The sequence below is a fragment of the Alkalihalobacillus deserti genome (genome assembly GCF_020734105.1).
GTDB classification, from domain to species: domain Bacteria; phylum Bacillota; class Bacilli; order Bacillales; family Bacillaceae_D; genus Halalkalibacter; species Halalkalibacter deserti.
Genome location: NZ_JAJAFR010000005.1, coordinates 22,995 through 43,165 on the forward strand (window position 1 = coordinate 22,995; position 20,171 = coordinate 43,165).

The window sequence follows — 20,171 nt, forward strand, 5'->3', positions numbered from 1 at the left end:
GGAGAATGGTTTTAACAGGAACGATTGTAAATGGGTTGGCTATCATTGGTGCCTCATTAATAGGGTTACTAGTGAGGAATATACCAGAACAAATGAAAACAACAATTATGCAGGCTCTTGCTCTAGCCGTTGTTGTTTTAGGAATTGGAATGACACTTAAAAGTGAACAATTTTTAATTGTCATTGGAAGTTTAGTTTTAGGCGGAATTATTGGAGAAAAAGTGGATTTAGAGGGCGGTTTAAATCGATTAGGGGCATGGATTGAGACAAAGGTAGGAGCACAGGAAAATGGCTCGGTTGCAAAAGGGTTTGTCACCGCTACTTTAATTTATGTAGTAGGTGCCATGGCTATTCTTGGTGCCTTGGATAGTGGATTAAGAGGAGATCATTCTGTGTTATTCACTAAGTCGATGCTAGATGGGTTTTCAGCGATTATTTTCACTTCAACTTTAGGGGTAGGTGTTATTTTTTCAGCGATACCAGTGGTTCTCTACCAAGGAGGGATTGCTCTTCTTGCCACTCAAATTAATCAGTTTGTACCAGAACTATTGATGAATACGTTCATTACTGAGATGACGGCTACTGGTGGAGTGATGATTATAGCAATTGGACTTAATATTTTAGGAGTTATTCATATTCGTGTAGCTAATTTGCTTCCAAGTATTATCGTTGTAGCGGGTTTAGTAACAGCGTTATATTTCATTTGAGAATTTACCTATGTAGACTTAATAACGTCTACATAGGTTTTTTTTATGGGAAATTAAAGTGAATGCATAGTGATTAACTACATAGATGTTTCATTTTTGGCACGTAATTGGATGTGTGGCTTCAGGCGAAGCGAACGTAATAGGGAAGTAGTTGGTGCAAGATCAGGTAAGCGGCCATCAGTTGATTTAATTGATGTGGCAATCGTGTCAGCCATTTGCATAACCGTATGAAGGCGTGTGTTTTGGAGGACAAAGTACTCCATCATTCCTCCAATATTAACAATGCCAGTCATATGAATATCTCCGACAGCTGGTAATTTCTTTTGAACAGCTGCTCCAGGTTGGACAGGTCCGTCAGCAAGTGAAATTTTCCCTACACTCGTCATACGTCCAAGACAAGCATCAATGGCTAAGATAAAAGGACGATAATGATTCATTTTAATTTCGGCGATGCGTTCTTCAAGATTAACCGCGTGGACAGGGTTTTCTAATGTTCCGTATACATGAAAACGACGAAGAGTCTTTTTTTCTAATTTAGAGCCGATTAAGGGTCCTAATGAATCACCAGTTGATCGGTCAGTTCCGATGCAAACAATGACTAAATCACGTTTGACATGAGTTTCTGTCATTTGGAATAAATGTTCACTTAACTGTTCGATTGCACCGTCTTCCTCCATATGAACGCGTAATGGTGGAATGTTTTTTCCAAACAGACGATGGTTTGTACTCATAACATCGCCTCCTTTACCATAGTAGTAATAGTATACGGAACTTTTTTCCTTTCTATACATAAATGAGGTTATTGAAAAGGTTTATTTTTTCTAATACCGCAAGACATGAGAGGAACTGCTGCAAGACTTAGCCTGTTATGGAGGTTTTTCATAGATGAGGCAACGGACGGAACTAGTCCTTTCTATGAAAAGGACAGATAAAAGACGAGGAGAGGATCTTATGTGGGGGAACGGTTTAAAATGGATGTTTCTCATTATTGGAACAATGATAGGAGCTGGATACGCATCAGGGAGAGAACTTTGGGAGTTTTTCGGAGCTGAAAGTGGACTAGCAATTATTCTCTTTACTATTCTTTTTACCGTTTGCGTTGGGGTAATTATGTCAATTAGTTATAAAAATCAATCTCAACACTATTTACCGGTTCTTAATAAATTAATGGGAAAACAACTATCCAAAGTTTATGATGTGATGATTATTATTTATTTGTTTTCAACGACTGTTATTATGCTTGCTGGTGGTGGAGCAACGCTTGAGGTCGTTCATGTTCCTTATTGGCTTGGAACCGTTATTATTGGGGGAATGGTCGTCATTTTATTTCTCTGGGATACTAAAGGGATGACGTCGATGAATGCGTTTATTATTCCCATTCTCATTGTGTTTTTAATTGCCATTTTACTCGCCTTTCAATCATTAAAAGGCTTTCCAATTCAATTCAAAATAGATGCTCAACACAATTGGCCTTCAGCGTTAACTTTCACCGCTCTAAACATCCTACCTCTAATTGCTATACTTGGAGCCGTTGGAAGTGAGATCAAGCATAAAGGCGAGATTTGGGTAGCGAGTGTAGGGAGTGGGTTGATACTCGGATCTATTTCTTTTTTATACAATGAATCGTTGCTTCAAGTAGCAAGTGATATCATGCTTTATGAAATCCCACTCTTTGCTATTTTAAAACATTATCCTTATTACATGATGCTTATTATGTCTGCTTTGTTATGGCTAGCGATATACACGACGGCGGCTGCTGGGGTATTTGGACTGTTATCACGTGCACGAGCTTGGTTAAAAGGACCAGCATGGCTCATTGCCTTGTTTTTAATTGCAATCATGGCGCCTTTAACGACTTTTGGATTTTCGACCCTTATCGCCATCCTTTATCCACTCTATGGAGTTTTGAATTTATTTGTACTAGCTTCGTTGCTGTTGTACCCTATTATGAATCATCGTTCATTGTAGTAGTCTGATAAATATCAACTAGTTTAAGTGTGAGTAACAATTGTGCTCGGTAGAGTTGAGAGGTTTTTTAATACTTGCTAGAGAAGATAGAGGCAGTTGCGAATAAATAAAAAATAATTCTTTCGTAGGGTTTTTGTTCGTTGGTTCCTCGACTCGTTCCTTTGTTTTCGTGTATAATAACAACCATATAGATTGTAGGTAAAGGAGGCACTTCGCATGACCAATAAAGAATTTGCTCTCCATGATGTTGTAGAAATGAAGAAGCAGCATCCTTGTGGGGAAAACCGTTGGAAGATAATTCGGATGGGAATGGATGTCCGTATTAAATGTCTTGGTTGTCAGCATAGTGTCATGCTACCTCGGAAGGAATTTGCGAAGAAAATAAAGAAGATTCTTGAGCATAGTGCGGACTAAGAGAAAAAAGGGTGTTAGCCGTTTTTTTCTCTTCTTCAATGAGGCTTTCATACCTCATTGAAATCCACTCTGAATTCACTCGAAGTTTATAATTTCTTTGCTATTAAAAAAGGCAATGAAGGGATTTTCCTCTTCATTGCCTTGTCTTTTTGAATACTAATCTCTATAATTGGTATGTTATTACCTTAAATTATCATGAATATTTGAAAATAGAAGAAGGAAGTGAGAAAGAGTGGCTTTAACTACTGGAATCGTTGGTTTACCAAATGTAGGGAAATCAACTTTATTTAATGCAATTACACAAGCTGGAGCTGAATCAGCAAACTACCCTTTCTGTACGATTGACCCAAATGTAGGAATTGTTGAGGTTCCTGATTATCGCTTGCAAAAGCTAACGGAGCTTGTAGAACCTAAGAAAACCATTCCAACAGCGTTCGAATTCACCGACATCGCAGGAATTGTCGAAGGAGCAAGCAAAGGTGAAGGTCTAGGGAATAAGTTCCTTTCTCATATTCGTCAAGTTGATGCCATTTCTCATGTGGTGCGTTGTTTTGCTGATGATAACATTACTCATGTATCCGGTGGAGTAAATCCTCTGCGTGATATAGAAGTCATTAATTTGGAGTTGATTCTAGCTGATTTTGAATCGATTGAAAAGCGTATTACACGTGTGGCGAAGCTGGCAAAAGCAAAAGATAAAGAAGCAGTAGCTGAGTTAGAGGTGCTGGAACTTCTTCGTGATGCATTTGAAGAAGAAAAGCCTGCTCGTAGCATTGATTTTACAGAAGAACAACAAAAACTAGTGAAAGGTCTTCACTTGTTAACGAGTAAGCCTGTTCTCTATGTTGCGAATGTCAGTGAAGAGGATTTACTTGCTTTTGAAGACAATGATTATGTCAAACAAGTTAAAGATTTCGCAGCTGCTGAAGGTAGTGAAGTCATTCTCATTTGTGCAAAAATCGAATCAGAAATTGCTGAACTAGATGGCGAAGAAAAGCAAATGTTCCTAGAAGAATTAGGGATTAAAGAATCAGGACTTGATCAATTAATCCGTGCAGCATATGGACTATTAGGTTTGCAAACATATTTCACTGCAGGTGTACAAGAAGTAAGAGCTTGGACATTCCGAAAAGGGATAAAAGCCCCTCAAGCAGCTGGAATCATTCACACGGATTTCGAACGTGGATTTATCCGTGCAGAAATTGTTTCATATGAAGATTTAGTTGAAGCTGGTTCAATGGGAGTTGCGAAAGAAAAGGGAAAAGTCCGTTTAGAAGGAAAAGAGTACATTGTTCAAGATGGCGATGTCATCCATTTTCGTTTTAATGTGTAAGAATGACTTTGTAAAACAGATTGGTTAATGAACCAGTCTGTTTTTTCCTTTTGAAAAATGCTTGAACTATTAGAATTTCAAAAAATACGATAAATCATCTGACAATTCACTTTTAAAGGTCTATTGTTTCTTGTATGATGTGTTTATAGCAACGTAAATGCTTTTTCTACTTTTGAGAAATTCCCCAATCTTTCCGCTTTGAATTCTCCTTGTACTTTTGAAGTTCCTACAAAGGTAAACTCTCAAAATGGTCGTCTAATCAAATCTACTGTTTACATCGTTTATCTTCAACCTAATGCAACACTAAACGAAATTTAGTAGTATCAATTTCATCACAAGTAAGGAGGCTTTAACTAAATAGTTTTTAAAATGACTTGCAGCCTCATTTCGTCTCTGTTATACTCTAGTAATGCGAGTGCAAAGACTCAAGGTATATGAGTTTTGCTCCTTGCTCCAATAATGGAGCCGCTAGACCAAAAGGAGGTGGACCGGAATGCGTAAGTACGAAATAATGTACATCATCGCTCCAAACCTAGAAGAAGCAGCAACTAAAGAAGTTATTGAGCGTTTTAACAACGTTTTAACTACAAATGGTGCTGAAATCGAAAAGGTGAAAGAGATGGGTAAGCGTCGTTTAGCATATGAAATCAACGATTTTCTTGATGGTTTCTATGTACTACTAAATGTACAAGCTAACTCAGAAGCGATTGCAGAATTTAACCGTCTTATTAAGATCAACGATAATGTTATTCGTGTTCTTATTACAAAAGACGAAGAATAAATAATTAAACCTAGGAGGGGTACGTATGCTAAACCGAGTCGTGCTAGTTGGGCGCTTAACACGTGACCCAGAACTGCGTTACACACCAAATGGTATCGCAGTTGCCAATTTTACACTGGCAGTAAACCGTACATTTTCTAACCAGCAAGGGGAACGTGATGCAGATTTCATTAACTGTGTGATTTGGCGTAAACCTGCAGAAAATGTCGCTAACTATTTAAAAAAAGGTAGTTTAGCTGGTGTAGATGGAAAAATCCAAACACGTAGTTATGACAATAACGAAGGCAAACGTGTCTTTGTTACTGAAATTGTAGCTGATAGTGTTCAATTCCTTGAGCCTCGTGGAAGCAATTCTAATCAAGGGCAAGGAAATGATTTTGGTAGTCCTGGTCCTAGTGGGAATGACTTTGGGAAGCAGCAGAACCATAATCAAAACCGTTCATCTGGTGGGTTCAATGATGATCCATTTGCAAATGACGGTAAGCCGATCGATATTTCGGATGATGATTTGCCGTTCTAACGACCTCTCTCTAACAAGGATTAAAAGATTCGTTTGATAAAACAATATTCGAAAGGAGTGCTGTCTAATGGCTCGTCGTGGTCGTCCAAAGCGCCGTAAGGTTTGTTTCTTTACAGTAAACAAAATTACGAAAATCGATTATAAAGATACTGATCTTCTTAAACGTTTCATTTCTGAGCGTGGTAAAATCTTACCTCGCCGTGTAACTGGAACTTCAGCTAAGTATCAACGTCAATTGACAATTGCAATTAAGCGTTCTCGTCAAATCGCTTTATTGCCTTACGTTAACGAAGTAAACTAAACGTTAAGACACAGTGTTTATCACTGTGTCTTTTCTTTATTTTGAAAGATAGGAAAGTTTAACATTCGAGTGAATTAGGATGGTTTCGACAAAGTATGAAAGCCTATTTGAAGAGAAGGAAAGAACGCTTTCCCGTTTTTTCTGATAAGATATTGCATTAGTCTAGCACCAAAACTTTAATTTTAAGAGTAAGTGCGCTAAAATAGACAAGGATAAGTTTCTTAAAAGAGGTGTCTATGTGAAAAATACAAAAACATTAACAGAAGGTGCTCTCTTGGCCTCTGTTTTTGCCATACTATTATTAATAACGACCTATGTGCCATTTATAGGTATTATAACTGTTTTTGCATTACCCCTTCCATTTATACTCTTCACACTAAGAAGAGGGTTAAAACCGGGATTTATGCTTTGGACGGTTGCGCTTTTATTAGCGTTTCTAATAGGAGGAATCGCTACCGTCCCAACAGCATTTATTTTTGGTAGTGCCGGTCTTGTAATAGGAGAGTTATATCGCCGGTCATTATCAGGGTTTTCAGTCTTAATTGGTGCGGGATTAGTTTATACCTTAAATATGCTCCTTGTTTTTTTAATAATGGTCTTAGTTATTGGTGAAAATCCAATGCAATTAGCTGCAGATCTAACAAAAGAACAACTTGAATTTGCCGATAGTACATTAGGGTCATTTGGGCAAGGCGATGAGCAAATAACCGCTATGATGGAAATGATTGATAATCTAATTTATCTTGCTCCTGTTATGATCGTTGTAGTAGGGATTATCCTAGCTGTTATGACAAAATTAATTAGTTATTTAGTTTTAAGGCGTTTAGGGCATGAGGTTAATGCGTTGCCTGCTTTTCGAAATTGGCAATTTCCTAAATCATTTCTTTGGTACTATTTAATTATTTTAATTCTAGCTATGCTAGGAGCAGAAGAAGGAACGACAATGTTCCTTATCATTTGGAACCTTTTGCCGTTACTTGAAGTTATTATTGCCGTACAAGGTTTTGCTGTTATATTTTACTTTTTTCATCTAAAAAAAGTAGCGAAAGCAGTGCCGATCCTTATAGTTGCTATAGCTATTATGATTCCACCTCTTTTATATATAGTACGAATTATCGGAATTATTGATTTAGGCTTTGACTTACGTAAGCGTATAACAAGCCAGAAAAAATAGGAGCTGACATTATGCCAAAGTTCTTACTGAAACGGTGGCACGGCTACCACTTCATCATCCTCTTTGTTGCTGCTATCATTTTCACAGGTGTTTTAACATGGTATCAATGGCAAATTGGTGTGATAGGTCTATTCATGCTTGGCGTAATTGCGATATACGCTATTCAGGCAAGGATTGCTTTTGAACGTGATTTAGAACAGTACATCTCAACTCTTTCTTATCGAGTCGCTAAAGCAGGGGAAGACGCTGTGACTAAGTTACCTATTGGGATTATCTTATTTAATGAAGAGCACGTGATCCAGTGGGGAAACCCTTATATTTCTTCTTTTATAGCAAATGATGTTATAGGAAAGAATCTTGAAGAAGTTAGTAAGGAACTGGATGAGTTAATTGAAAGTGATGAGACTTCAAAAACTATTCAAATCGGTAGATTCACTTATCATGTAACGTTAGAGTTAGACGAACGATTAATTTATTTTCAAGACATAACAGAAAATGAAGAAACGAAAGAACGCTATGAGGAAGCTCAAACCGTTATTGCTCTTATTTATCTCGATAACTATGACGAAGTAACCCAAGGTATGGAAGATCAAGTTCGTAGCCGTTTAATGAGCCAAGTTACGCTAGCCTTAAATAATTGGGCTAATGACAATGAGATCTTTTTGCGTAGAACGGCATCAGACCGTTTTATGGCAGTCATGAATATGAAAGCTTTACAAGCAATTGAGGCTAATCGGTTTGACATTCTTGATCAAATTCGTGAAATTACAGCGAAAGAAAATGTTCCGATTACATTAAGTGTAGGTGTTGGTACAGGAGAAAATTCCCTTAGAGAGTTAGGGTTATTAGCCCAATCGAGTCTTGACCTAGCACTGGGACGTGGTGGAGATCAAGTAGCAATCAAGCGAAAGAATGGGAAAGTGACGTTCTTTGGGGGAAAATCAAATGCACTTGAAAAACGAACAAGAGTTAGAGCACGTGTGATTTCGCATGCGTTACGTGACTTCGTTCTTGAAAGTGAGAAAGTCTTTATTATGGGACATAAAAATCCAGATATGGACGCGATTGGAGCTGCAATCGGTGTACAAAAAATAGCAGACGTCAATGATAAGGAAGCTTCTATTATTTTAAATCATCATGATATTAATCATGATGTTCAGAAGTTAATGGAGGAAGTGGAAAATCATGATGATCTCTGGTCAAAATTTATTACCCCAAATGAAGCTTTAGAAGAAGTAACACCTGGTACGTTATTAATTGTCGTCGATACGCATAAGCCATCGCTTGTAATTGAACCTAAGCTCTTAGATGCAGTAGAACGGATTATCGTCCTCGATCACCACCGTCGTGGAGAAGAATTCATTAAAGATCCTGTTCTTGTTTATATGGAGCCATATGCCTCCTCAACGGCTGAGTTAGTAACAGAACTATTAGAATATCAGCCGAAAATGTTAAAGATGGACCGACTCGAAGCAACGGCTCTATTGGCAGGGATTATTGTTGATACGAAAAGTTTTGCTGTTCGTACGGGTGCTAGAACATTTGATGCTGCCTCCTATCTACGCTCAAATGGAGCAGATACGGCATTGGTCCAGACTTTATTAAAAGAAGACTTGGAGCATTATGTGAAGCGTGCTAAACTAATCGAAACAGCCGAATTCTATCGTGAGGGATTAGCGATTGCGATGGCAGATGAAGAAGAAACCTATAGCCAAATTATTATAGCGCAAGCAGCTGATACCCTTTTATCGATGAAAGGAACAGTAGCGTCCTTTGTCATCTCCAAAAGGAAGGATGGCATTATTAGCATTAGTGCTCGTTCATTAAATGAAGTGAATGTACAATTGATTATGGAAAGTTTAAATGGTGGAGGTCATTTAACTAATGCAGCAACGCAACTTGAAGAAATGAGTTTAGAAGAAGCAAAACACCAACTTCAAGAGGCGATAGATGATTATTTAGAAGGGGGAAAATAAATATGCAAGTTATATTTTTAGCGGATGTAAAAGGAAAAGGCAACAAAGGAGAAACGAAAAATGTCTCTGAGGGGTATGCAAGAAATTACTTGTTGCCTAACAACCTTGCAGTTGCAGCTACACAAGGAAACTTAAAAAATTTAGAAGCACAAAGTAAAAGTCAACAAAAGAAAGCTGACGAAGAGCTCGAACAAGCAAAGGCTTATAAAGAAGAACTAGAGGCATTGACTATAGAAATAAAAGCTAAATCTGGTGAAGGTGGAAAATTGTTCGGAGCTATTTCTACAAAACAAATTGCCGAGACACTCAAGAAGATGAAGAAAAAGGTAGATAAGCGCAAGATCCTACTGAATGAACCGATTCGTGCTCTTGGCTATACGAATGTACCGATTAAAATTCATCCAGATGTCATCGCAACAGTGAAAGTCAACGTAGTAGAAGAATAGTTTTCAAACAGATGGTTGATTTAAGTATCAGCCATTTTTGTTCGAGAAGATATAAAAGGTCGCATTTTACCTTTTATATCTTCTCGAAGCAATGAGCGGAACCGCTGCAGGATTTTAAGCCTGATTTGAGTGCACTTCTCAAAACAGGCGCGCAGCGAGTGGAGCCATTGCAAAGGTGGGAGCTGTGTTTTTCGTCTTGAGAGTTATTAAGAAAAATGTATTAACATTAACTCACAACTGAAAGAAAATGATATAGTTCGAACTGTTAAAGCGATAAATATATCATTCTATGAGAGGAGAAATAGCATGAGTGACTTGTTTGCAGATCGTACGCCACCACAGAATATTGAAGCTGAGCAGGCAGTCTTAGGAGCTATTTTCTTAGCAGATGAAGCGCTTGTGACAGCGTCAGAACGTCTTTTACCTGAAGATTTTTACCGTGCTGCTCACCAGCGGGTATACCAAGTGATGCTTGATTTAGCTGAAAAGGGAGAACCAGTTGATCTTGTCACGGTAACATCAGAACTTCAAAATCATAAATGGCTTGATGAAATTGGCGGAGTTGCTTATTTAAGTGATTTAGCCAATGCGGTTCCAACAGCAGCCAATATCGATTATTATAGTCGCATTGTTGAAGAAAAGTCCGTTTTAAGAAGATTAATTAAAGTAGCCACGAATATTGCAGCAGACGGGTATGCCAGTGAAGAAGAAGTCGATACGATTCTTGTAGAAGCTGAAAAAACGATCTTAGATGTGTCTCAACGTAAAAATACAAGTGCGTTTATCTCGATCAAAGATGTTCTTATTGAGACATATGATAAAATTGAGGAACTTCAAAATCAGACAGGGGATATTACAGGAATTCCTACTGGATTTGTTGAGTTAGACCGGATGACAGCCGGATTTCAACGAAATGATCTTATTATTGTAGCTGCTCGTCCTTCCGTTGGTAAAACGGCCTTCGCTTTAAACATTTCGCAGAATGTGGCGACTCGGGCAGGAGAAAATGTAGCGATCTTTAGTTTAGAGATGGGTGCTAGTCAGCTTGTTCAACGTATGCTCTGTGCTGAGGGGAACATTGATGCACAAAGAATGAGAACAGGTGCCCTTAATTCAGAGGATTGGCAGAAGTTAACGATGGCAATGGGGAGCCTAGCGAAAGCGGGCATTTATATAGATGACACACCTGGAGTAAGAGTAAATGACATCCGTGCGAAATGTCGCCGTCTCAAACAAGAACAAGGCTTAGGGATGATTATGATTGATTACCTCCAGTTGATTCAAGGAAACGGAAAAAGTGGGGAAAACAGACAGCAAGAAGTATCAGAAATTTCGCGTACATTAAAGCAAATCGCACGTGAACTTGAAGTGCCGGTTATTGCCTTATCTCAGCTGTCCCGTGGTGTTGAATCAAGACAGGATAAGCGCCCGATGATGTCTGATATCCGTGAATCAGGAAGTATTGAGCAAGATGCCGATATCGTTGCTTTCTTGTATCGCGATGATTATTATGACAAGGAAACGGAAAATCAAAATATCATTGAGATTATTATTGCAAAGCAACGTAATGGTCCAGTTGGAACGGTTGAACTGGCCTTCGTGAAAGAATATAATAAATTTGTTAATTTAGAACGAAGACATGATGAGCGTGATATGCCACCTGGTGCTTAAATGATTATAAGGATAACTTATAGAAATGAGTTAACTGGTTAAAATAAGAAAGATTTTTCTTGTTTAATCGGTACTTTTATAAGTTATCCTTTTTATAGTGTCACCATTTTTTGCGAGGGTATTGGACAAGGTGCGACTAAAAATTGAATTTTAAACGAACAAAACGATAATATTATCATACAATTGTTCGTGTTTTGCATTGACGAGTAAATTGGTAGTTGGTATACTTATCAATGGCTTTGGAAATAATTAATTAGCTATTAGTAGTTAATGTGGAGGTGCATTACATGTCATCAGTTGTTGTTGTGGGTACACAATGGGGCGATGAAGGAAAAGGAAAGATTACAGATTATCTTTCTGAAAAAGCAGAGGTCGTTGCTCGTTACCAAGGTGGAAATAATGCAGGACATACCATCGTATTTGGTGGAGAGAAATATAAACTTCACTTAATTCCATCGGGGATTTTTTATAAAGATAAAACCTGTGTCATTGGAAATGGAATGGTTATTGATCCTAAGGCCCTTGTTGAAGAATTAGCTTATTTGCATGAGCGTAATGTCGATACAAGTAATCTTCGAATTAGTAATCGTGCACATGTTATTCTTCCTTATCATTTGAAATTAGATATTGTTGAAGAAGAACGTAAAGGTGCTAATAAAATTGGTACGACCAAAAAAGGGATTGGACCTGCTTATATGGATAAAGCAGCTCGAATCGGAATTCGTATAGCTGATCTACTTGATAAAGAAGTATTTGAAGAAAAACTTGAGCGCAATTTAGCAGAGAAAAATCGCATGTTCGAAAAGTATTATGAAGTGGAAGGCTTCACCAAAGAAGAAATCCTTGAAGAATACTTTGAATATGGTCAGCAAGTGGCGAAGTATGTGGTTGATACTTCTGTTGTCTTAAACGATGCCTTAGATGAAGGCCGTCGTGTATTGTTTGAAGGAGCTCAAGGAGTAATGCTTGATATTGATCAAGGTACATATCCATTTGTTACGTCTTCCAATCCTATTGCAGGCGGCGTAACGATTGGTTCTGGAGTAGGACCTTCAAAAATCAATCATGTTGTCGGTGTTTCAAAAGCCTATACAACTCGCGTTGGTGATGGTCCATTTCCAACTGAGTTACATGATGAAATAGGAGACTTAATCCGTGAAGTTGGTAATGAATATGGCACAACTACAGGTCGTCCACGTCGTGTTGGTTGGTTTGATAGTGTTGTCGTTCGTCATGCGCGTCGAGTAAGTGGAATTACAGATTTATCTTTGAATTCTATTGATGTTCTTACAGGGATTAAAACGTTAAAAATTTGTACGGCTTATATGTATCGTGGTGAAGTGATGGAGCATTTCCCAGCAAGCCTTAAAGTTCTTGCTGAGTGTGAGCCTGTTTATGAAGAGCTTCCAGGTTGGGAAGAGGACATTACAGGTGTTAAATCATTAGGTGAACTTCCGGTAAATGCACGTCATTATATTGAACGTGTTTCTCAGTTATCGGGAATTCCATTAACAATTTTTTCTGTAGGACCAGATCGTAACCAAACGAATTTAATTCGTGGAGTATTTGCGTAATGAGATAAAAGAGTGCAATTTGACTTGAAGCCACTGAAAAAGGTGAAAATCGGAAGGTACTGAAAAAAGTAAACCAGCCTTTTTCAGTGGCCTCGAAAACCGACCCTTTTTTAGTAGCCTCGTTGATTTGCACTCTCCCTTATTTTTTATTTTTAAATTATTTTTATAGAAATGCTTGCTTATTTAAAATAGCTATGTTAATATAAATCTTGTCGCTAAGAGCTGAACAAGCTTTCTAGTAACAAGAAAACTTCAGGTAGTAGAGTGGAAATGTTTTGAGATGATTTTTAGATCTTAGTAAATAGACATGAGCTAATTGAGGTTTAAATAAGAAGAGCCATTAGCTCAGTTGGTAGAGCATCTGACTTTTAATCAGAGGGTCGAAGGTTCGAATCCTTCATGGCTCACCATTTTTTCACAAGTGGCCCGTTGGTCAAGCGGTTAAGACACCGCCCTTTCACGGCGGTATCACGGGTTCGATTCCCGTACGGGTCACCATATCTTCTTAAAATTAAATGGTCCGGTAGTTCAGTTGGTTAGAATGCCTGCCTGTCACGCAGGAGGTCGCGGGTTCGAGTCCCGTCCGGACCGCCATTTAAATGAAATACAAAATGTGGCTCAGTAGCTCAGTCGGTAGAGCAATGGACTGAAAATCCATGTGTCGGCGGTTCGATTCCGTCCTGAGCCACCATTTTTGCCGGCCTAGCTCAATTGGTAGAGCAACTGACTTGTAATCAGTAGGTTGGGGGTTCAAGTCCTCTGGCCGGCACTCAAATCCGTGTGGAATTCCATGCGGATTTTTTAATTTGTTTAAAACGACATAATTCCCTAAAATAACCAGTGATGTGACAGGAATGTTACAAGATAATATCAATCTATTATCAATTTAATAGATTAAGTCATATTTTAGCAGATTATGTTAGAATGAATAAGGTTAGAGGCTATTGTGAAAAAAGACGATAGTCTAGTATATTAAAAAATTAATGGCTCATTTAACACGCCTTCTAAAAGTGTGTTAAGTAGGAGGAAAAAATGAATAGAAACTCTATCTATAATTCGATACCCCAAAATAAATATATTCAAACATGTGTGGCTATCTTATTTCTAACATTTATTTTTGGAGTATATGCGACATTTGCATCAGCTGAAAATAAACCATCTGTACATACGATTTATCATGTATATATAAATAACGAACATATTGGTAGCTTATTAGATGATCAACCTGTTTACTCTTATATTGATGAATTACTTGAGACTTCAGAAGAACTTTTTCCTGGTCTAACATTACAAGTTTCGGAGAAAGTAAAAATTATTCCTGAATTTATTTTTACAGAAGGAAGAGACGATGAGCATGTACTGCCAACATTAAAAGAGAAGTTAACGATTGAAGCAGAATCAATGGCTCTAATGATTAATGAAGAGCCAGCTGTTTATTTAGGATCAGAAGAAGATGTAAAAGAAGTCATGGACCTGTTAATTACACAATATATGGATGAGCAAAAATATGAGCAATATCTAGAAGGCATAGACGAAAGTACGTTAGAGGTTGGAGAAACGCTAGTAATAGATATTACTTTAACAGAAGACATAACAGAAGATTCCATTTTGGTTGACCCTGATCAGATTCTTTCCGTAAAGGATGCAATTAAAAAGCTTAATAAGGGAGTACTTGAAGAAAAGCCATATCAAGTAAAAGAAGGCGATGTATTAGGCTCAATTGCAAGTGCACACGACTTAACGACAGCAAAATTATTAGAGTTGAACGAGGACTTAAGTGCTGATAGTGTTATTCGTATTGGACAAAAACTACAAGTAACGGCGTACCAGCCATTAGTAGAAGTTCTCTCGACTCATCTGAGTAAAGTAGAAGAGGAAATTGCGTTTGAAACAGAAATAAAAGAGGATGACTCAATGTGGAAGGGCGACAATAAAGTTACACAAGAAGGTCAGACTGGCTCACAAATAACGACATATGAAACAACTCAAAAAAATGGAAAAACAGTAAAACGTGAAGTGATTTCTGAAGAGGTAACAAACGAACCTGTAAAGAAAGTTATTACAAAAGGGACAAAAGAAATGCCGTCTCGTGGTTCTGGCCAGTTAAGCTGGCCTGCTGTTGGAGGGTATATCTCAAGTTACCAAGGTAGTCGTTGGGGAAGGTTCCATAAAGGGATTGATATTGCTAGACCTAGCAATTATAATATTCTAGCTGCCGATAACGGGAAGGTAACATCAGCGAGTTATCAAGGTGGTTACGGGAACTTAGTTCGAATTAACCACAATAATGGGATGGAAACGGTGTATGCTCATTTGGCGTCAATTGATGTTAAAGTAGGACAAACCGTAACCAAAGGTCAAAAAATTGGCGTAATGGGTGATACAGGAAACTCTACAGGCATTCATTTACACTTTGAAGTCTATCAAAATGGTCAATTGAAAAATCCAAAAGACTTTTTGAATTAATAAAATCGAGGGTGACTCAAATTTAAGTTTCTATCTTCCAAGTATTTGCAGCTAGACTGTAATTGCTAGGTAGGAAAAGTTTCTTATGAGTTAACCTCGATTTTTAGCGTTTTCTAAGGTGACAGTGTGACGGTTACATGTGTTAAAATGTGAGGTAAGACAAAAGAGAACGGGAGAGATCTGCCTAATGGATAAACGGATTTTAGTTGTAGACGACGAGAGACCAATAGCAGATATACTGAAATTCAACCTAGAAAAAGAAGGTTATGATGTTATATGTGCTTATGATGGATTAGAGGCGATTGAGCTTGTAAAGAAACATGAACCAGATCTTATTCTACTAGATATTATGCTTCCATATAAAGACGGAATGGAAGTTTGTCGTGAAGTTCGAAAACTTTATGATATACCAATCATTATGTTGACGGCAAAGGATTCTGAGATTGATAAGGTGCTTGGGTTAGAATTAGGTGCTGATGATTATGTAACAAAGCCTTTTAGTACCAGAGAGTTACTGGCGAGAGTGAAAGCCAATCTACGTCGTCACAAAACAAGCGGAGAAGAAACGGCAACAAACAAGGAAATTGTCGTTGGTGATTTAATCATTTATCCTGAAGCTTACCAAGTGAAGCGTCGAGGTGAGGCGATTGAATTAACTCACCGTGAATTTGAATTGATTCATTATTTAGCCAAACACTTAGATCAGGTGATGACAAGAGAGCATTTACTACAAGCGGTGTGGGGGTATGATTACTTTGGAGATGTCCGAACAGTTGATGTTACCGTTCGTCGACTGCGTGAAAAGGTAGAAGACAACCCAAGTTATCCAATTTGGATTATTACACGTAGAGGCGTAGGGTACTATTTATCTTCACCTGAACAACAGGAGCACACTTAATGGAAAATAAAGTTGGCTTTTTTAAGTCGATTCAATTCAAACTCATTATCATTTATGTACTCCTTATCTTTATTGCGATGCAAATTATTGGGGTTTATTTTACAAGGCAACTCGAGAGTCAACTGGTCAGTAATCATTTTGAGATGCTTGATGAACGCGCAAATTTACTTGCATATAACCTTGCCCAGGAAATGATCAACAATAAAGATGATCGAAGTGAGACGACAACAAATTTTAATGCAATGCTTAGAGACCTATTCTCAATCGAAAATTCTGAGGTGCAAGTGATTGATCAGAATCGTGTCGTTGTAAGTACATCCAATCTCTCTAATAGACATATTGTTGGACAACAAAGCACGGAAGTCCGTGTGAAGCGAGCCCTGCTTGGATTTGCGGATGATGTAGTGTTACGTGATCCTAAAACCGGTCATCGTATGCGTGTTATGGCAGTTCCAATTAAAACAGATGATGGACCTGTTGGTGCTCTATATATTGAGGCGTCGATGGAAGATATTTATGGGCAAATCAAACAGATTAACAGCATTTTATTAAGTGGTACTTTTATCGCTCTTGCGATCTCTGTTATTTTGGTTATCCTTCTTGCTCGTACAATAACGGGGCCAATTATTGATATGCGTAGACATGCATTGCGTATGGGACGTGGGGACTTTTCAAAACAAGTTACGGTGTATAGCGGAGATGAAATTGGGCAATTAGCGACATCATTTAATCATTTAACATCAAAATTACAAGATGCCACCTTAACTCGTGATCGCGAACAAAAGCGGTTGAAGTCTGTATTAACTCATATGACAGATGGGGTAATCGCTAGTGATAAAAATGGGCGAATTATCTTAATGAATAAACGAGCGGAAGAACTACTGAATAAGTCAATTCATTCAGTTCTTGGAGAATTTCTCCCAGAGGTTCTTCAATTGCCAGAAACGCTTTCTTCTGATGATTTAGCTGGTTTCCCAGACTCTCTTCTTTTAGATCTTAGTAGTGAAAAGGAAGAGTATTTGCTAGAGGCCAAGTTCTCAGTAATTCAAGAAGAAAATGGTCCAATTAATGGGTTGATTACAGTCGTACATGATGTAACGGAAAAAGAAAAAATAGAGCAAGAACGCAGAGAATTTGTTGCGAATGTTTCACATGAACTACGAACGCCTTTAACGACGATGAAAAGCTATCTAGAAGCATTAGAAGACGGAGTCATGAATGACAAAGAGTTAGGACCTAAATTTTTAAGTGTCACACAAAATGAAACAGAACGCATGATACGACTAGTAAACGATTTATTACAATTATCTAAGATAGATAGTTATGATTCTAAATTCGCCTTCCAATTAGTTAACATTGGTTCTTTTTTAAATGATGTGATCGACCGCTTTGAAATCATTGCATTAGATAAAAACATTACATTTAAAAGGGAAATTGCGAATTCACCTGTTTATGTAAAGATTGCACCCGACAAATTAATGCAAGTGTTAGATAATGTGATTTCAAATGCAATGAAGTATTCTCCAGAAGGTGAAGCGATCAAAGTACGGATGCTTCAGAAAGAAGAACATCTGCAAATTAGCATATCTGATCGAGGCATGGGGATTCCGCGTGAGAGTCAGACAAAGATTTTTGAACGCTTTTACCGAGTTGATAAAGCAAGAGCTAGAAGTGTTGGTGGTACTGGACTTGGACTAGCTATTGCAAAAGAGCTAATTCATGCTCATAACGGCGAAATATGGGCTGAAGGGGATTACGGCAAAGGCACCACAATCAACATTACATTACCTTACTTAAACGATCAGGAGGAAGAGCATGAACTATGAGCATATCAAAACAACGATACTGATTGTTTTAATTGGGGTAAGTATTGTGTTAACTTGGCAGCTCTACACGTTTCAACCCGAGATGGCTTTTCTTGATGATACTACAAGATATGTTCCTTCCGATTCGTTAAATGCAGAACGTGAAGAACGCAAACTAAAAGATGTGATCCGACCCGAGCAAATCATCGTTCATCATCATAATAAGTTTGCTAGGATCCCAAATAAAGATGAGAGATTTGCGAAAGTGTATGAAAATCTATTGCGTTCTAGCTTGATTGAAATTGATTTGCTAGCAACTGGTCCCTTTCCGAAAAAACTCGAAACCGATGGAATTGAATTGATTTTTCCTACAGCGATTCCGATTGATCTATTCCTTGACCTTTTTGAACTAAGTGAAGAGGAGTTTATGATGACATTAACACAGGTCAATCGCTTGTATTTGTATGGTAGTCCAGGTGGAAATGTCCATATGCAATTGCTATCAGTTGAAGAAGAGCGAGTGGTTGAGTTAGGAACGAATCTTTCGACAACCGAATTAGCTACGTTTTCTGAACCTTTTAATGAATATATAGAGATGAGAACCGTGCTTGAACCAACATCGTCCAATTCAACAAAACTTACTGCAGCTGTTTACGTTCCAACTGAGCCAGTTAAAGTTGCGCGGCTATCTTTTCAAACGTCTTCATTATCGACAGAGTTTTACAAACAGACGCTATTTACCGATCCTGGTTCTGTTAAGTATTATCAGCAATCAGATGGAGAAGATTCCTATACAGATGGCAATCGAATCATAACGATGCAAAATAACGGCTTATTTATGGAATATATTAATCCAGCTTTTATTGACTCTAAAGAAAGAAATAGTAAGCATATTATTCAAAGCAGTTATGAGTTTGTTAATGGACATGGAGGGTGGTCAGACGAATATCTTTTAGCTAATTGGCAGTCGATCGATACCCGTGATGATGCGTCGTTTATCCTGCATGTAAATGGATATCCTGTTATGAATTTTGAAGGACAAGGTTCGATGTCGCTTGATATCAGCAGGTCAGGTAATCAAGTTGTTAATTATACTCGTCCCCTTTTTGAATTAGATAATACGCCAATTGATGTAAGTGAACAAGTTCATTTACCATCTGGAGAAAAAGTACTGGAACAGTTAAAACAGCAGGAGTTCTTTGATCCAAAACAGTTAACGAAAGTTGTAGTTGGTTATGAACTAGTTGCGAGAACGACGTCATTTGTTACGGTAGAGCCACACTGGTTTGCCTACTATAGAAACCATTGGCAAAAAGTAACTTTTGAGAAAGGAGGTTCTAATGGATTGGAGTAGAACAAAGACGATCTTCATTATAACCTTCTTATTTATTAATGTCTTCTTAACTTGGCAACTGATTGAGACAAATAATGTTAATCAAATTAGTATGATCACAGAAGCGACCATACAAGAAGTTTTAAAAGAAAATAATGTGACCATTGAAAATGAATTGCCAGAAGAAGATTTATCTGGTCTGCTTGTTATTGGAAAGTTACTTAAATTATCACTTAATCAGGTTCCAGCTCTTGAAAAGCAAGAGGTTCAGCTTATCGATGAATACACGGCGATGTCGGTGCTAGAAGAACCGTTTGAGTTACCACTTGAACAAATATCACCGGTGCTTGAAACGTTTCTATCAACCTATATTTTTGAGGGCGATAACTATCGCTTTGGTGGGTATGACTCCGAAAAGAATAGAGTGTATTTATATCAGATTTATAAAGGTAAGATGGCTTATACATTGGAAGATCAACCATTGATTTTGAATCTTGACAATCAACAACGGGTGACTAGTTATCAGCAAAGATTTTTTCAATTTGAAGATCAAGAAGGCGAAGACCGCGAAATTTTGTCTAGCTTAAAGGCAATTGAGATTTTACTCAACGACCAATTAATACGAATGAACCAGACGATTACGAATGTTCAGTTTGGTTATTATAGTTTTTTTAGTCCAACCGATGATGTTCAAGTGTTTGCGCCGATGTGGCGTGTGACAGTAGACGGGCAAATTTATCTCGTTCATGCAACGGGAGGGACCGTGCAACAACTGACCTAAAGATGCTTAAGGTTGACTCTTCT

Annotated in this window: 18 protein-coding genes and 5 tRNA genes; 22 read left to right on the forward strand and 1 reads right to left on the reverse strand. The window is 37.9% G+C overall.

The annotated features are described in order from the left end of the window. The first annotated feature begins 5 nt into the window (after positions 1–5). Positions 6–707, forward strand: a complete 702-nt coding sequence (locus tag LDX58_RS11045) for a DUF554 domain-containing protein (protein WP_227936905.1) — start codon at positions 6–8, stop codon at positions 705–707. 77 nt (positions 708–784) lie between these two features. On the opposite strand, the gene yyaC is transcribed toward LDX58_RS11045, so the two are convergent. After that, positions 785–1,438, reverse strand: coding sequence for a spore protease YyaC (yyaC, locus tag LDX58_RS11050; RefSeq protein ID WP_227936906.1), 654 nt, complete (start codon positions 1,436–1,438; stop codon positions 785–787). 220 nt (positions 1,439–1,658) lie between these two features. On the opposite strand from yyaC, the gene LDX58_RS11055 reads away from it, so the two are divergent. From LDX58_RS11055 to LDX58_RS11155, 21 genes are all read left to right on the forward strand, one after another. Continuing rightward, complete coding sequence (locus tag LDX58_RS11055) at positions 1,659–2,675, forward strand: YkvI family membrane protein (protein ID WP_227937196.1); 1,017 nt, start codon at positions 1,659–1,661, stop codon at positions 2,673–2,675. Positions 2,676–2,891: 216 nt separating this feature from the next. After that, the gene (locus tag LDX58_RS11060; RefSeq protein ID WP_227936907.1) at positions 2,892–3,089 is read left to right on the forward strand and encodes a DUF951 domain-containing protein; all 198 of its coding nucleotides are present in this window, start codon (positions 2,892–2,894) and stop codon (positions 3,087–3,089) included. Between the two features lie 232 nt (positions 3,090–3,321). Beyond that, a complete protein-coding gene (gene ychF / locus LDX58_RS11065) occupies positions 3,322–4,422 on the forward strand; it encodes a redox-regulated ATPase YchF (RefSeq protein ID WP_227936908.1) in 1,101 nt (366 codons plus the stop codon). A gap of 493 nt (positions 4,423–4,915) precedes the next feature. Continuing rightward, a complete protein-coding gene (gene rpsF / locus LDX58_RS11070; protein WP_227936909.1) occupies positions 4,916–5,203 on the forward strand; it encodes a 30S ribosomal protein S6 in 288 nt (95 codons plus the stop codon). A gap of 25 nt (positions 5,204–5,228) precedes the next feature. Beyond that, positions 5,229–5,723, forward strand: a complete 495-nt coding sequence (gene ssb, locus LDX58_RS11075) for a single-stranded DNA-binding protein (protein ID WP_227936910.1) — start codon at positions 5,229–5,231, stop codon at positions 5,721–5,723. A gap of 67 nt (positions 5,724–5,790) precedes the next feature. Continuing rightward, positions 5,791–6,024 (forward strand): 30S ribosomal protein S18, encoded by a 234-nt coding sequence (gene rpsR / locus LDX58_RS11080; RefSeq protein WP_227936911.1) that lies wholly within the window; start codon positions 5,791–5,793, stop codon positions 6,022–6,024. A gap of 238 nt (positions 6,025–6,262) precedes the next feature. Continuing rightward, positions 6,263–7,198: a YybS family protein gene (locus LDX58_RS11085; protein WP_227936912.1), complete on the forward strand. Its 936-nt coding sequence runs from the start codon at positions 6,263–6,265 to the stop codon at positions 7,196–7,198. 11 nt (positions 7,199–7,209) lie between these two features. Next, positions 7,210–9,174: a DHH family phosphoesterase gene (locus LDX58_RS11090; RefSeq protein ID WP_227936913.1), complete on the forward strand. Its 1,965-nt coding sequence runs from the start codon at positions 7,210–7,212 to the stop codon at positions 9,172–9,174. Positions 9,175–9,176: 2 nt separating this feature from the next. Then, a complete protein-coding gene (gene rplI, locus LDX58_RS11095; RefSeq protein ID WP_227936914.1) occupies positions 9,177–9,620 on the forward strand; it encodes a 50S ribosomal protein L9 in 444 nt (147 codons plus the stop codon). A gap of 306 nt (positions 9,621–9,926) precedes the next feature. Further along, positions 9,927–11,291, forward strand: a complete 1,365-nt coding sequence (gene dnaB / locus LDX58_RS11100; protein ID WP_227936915.1) for a replicative DNA helicase — start codon at positions 9,927–9,929, stop codon at positions 11,289–11,291. 287 nt (positions 11,292–11,578) lie between these two features. Next, positions 11,579–12,865 (forward strand): adenylosuccinate synthase, encoded by a 1,287-nt coding sequence (locus tag LDX58_RS11105; RefSeq protein ID WP_227936916.1) that lies wholly within the window; start codon positions 11,579–11,581, stop codon positions 12,863–12,865. Between the two features lie 334 nt (positions 12,866–13,199). After that, positions 13,200–13,275: transfer RNA gene (locus LDX58_RS11110), tRNA-Lys, on the forward strand. A gap of 13 nt (positions 13,276–13,288) precedes the next feature. Continuing rightward, positions 13,289–13,363, forward strand: a tRNA-Glu gene (locus LDX58_RS11115). Between the two features lie 19 nt (positions 13,364–13,382). Next, positions 13,383–13,459, forward strand: a tRNA-Asp gene (locus LDX58_RS11120). Between the two features lie 21 nt (positions 13,460–13,480). Next, positions 13,481–13,556 (forward strand) — tRNA-Phe (locus LDX58_RS11125). A gap of 5 nt (positions 13,557–13,561) precedes the next feature. Further along, positions 13,562–13,634, forward strand: a tRNA-Thr gene (locus LDX58_RS11130). 263 nt (positions 13,635–13,897) lie between these two features. After that, the gene (locus LDX58_RS11135) at positions 13,898–15,331 is read left to right on the forward strand and encodes a peptidoglycan DD-metalloendopeptidase family protein (protein WP_227936917.1); all 1,434 of its coding nucleotides are present in this window, start codon (positions 13,898–13,900) and stop codon (positions 15,329–15,331) included. Between the two features lie 187 nt (positions 15,332–15,518). Continuing rightward, complete coding sequence (gene yycF / locus LDX58_RS11140) at positions 15,519–16,229, forward strand: response regulator YycF (RefSeq protein ID WP_227936918.1); 711 nt, start codon at positions 15,519–15,521, stop codon at positions 16,227–16,229. Continuing rightward, the gene (gene walK / locus LDX58_RS11145; protein WP_227936919.1) at positions 16,229–18,055 is read left to right on the forward strand and encodes a cell wall metabolism sensor histidine kinase WalK; all 1,827 of its coding nucleotides are present in this window, start codon (positions 16,229–16,231) and stop codon (positions 18,053–18,055) included. Before yycF ends, walK begins: the two co-directional genes overlap by 1 nt. Continuing rightward, on the forward strand, positions 18,045–19,388 hold the full coding sequence (locus tag LDX58_RS11150; protein ID WP_227936920.1) for a YycH family regulatory protein: 1,344 nt from the start codon (positions 18,045–18,047) through the stop codon (positions 19,386–19,388). The genes walK and LDX58_RS11150 overlap by 11 nt, the downstream gene beginning before the upstream one ends. Further along, positions 19,375–20,148 (forward strand): two-component system regulatory protein YycI, encoded by a 774-nt coding sequence (locus LDX58_RS11155; protein ID WP_227936921.1) that lies wholly within the window; start codon positions 19,375–19,377, stop codon positions 20,146–20,148. Before LDX58_RS11150 ends, LDX58_RS11155 begins: the two co-directional genes overlap by 14 nt. Positions 20,149–20,171 lie beyond the last annotated feature (23 nt).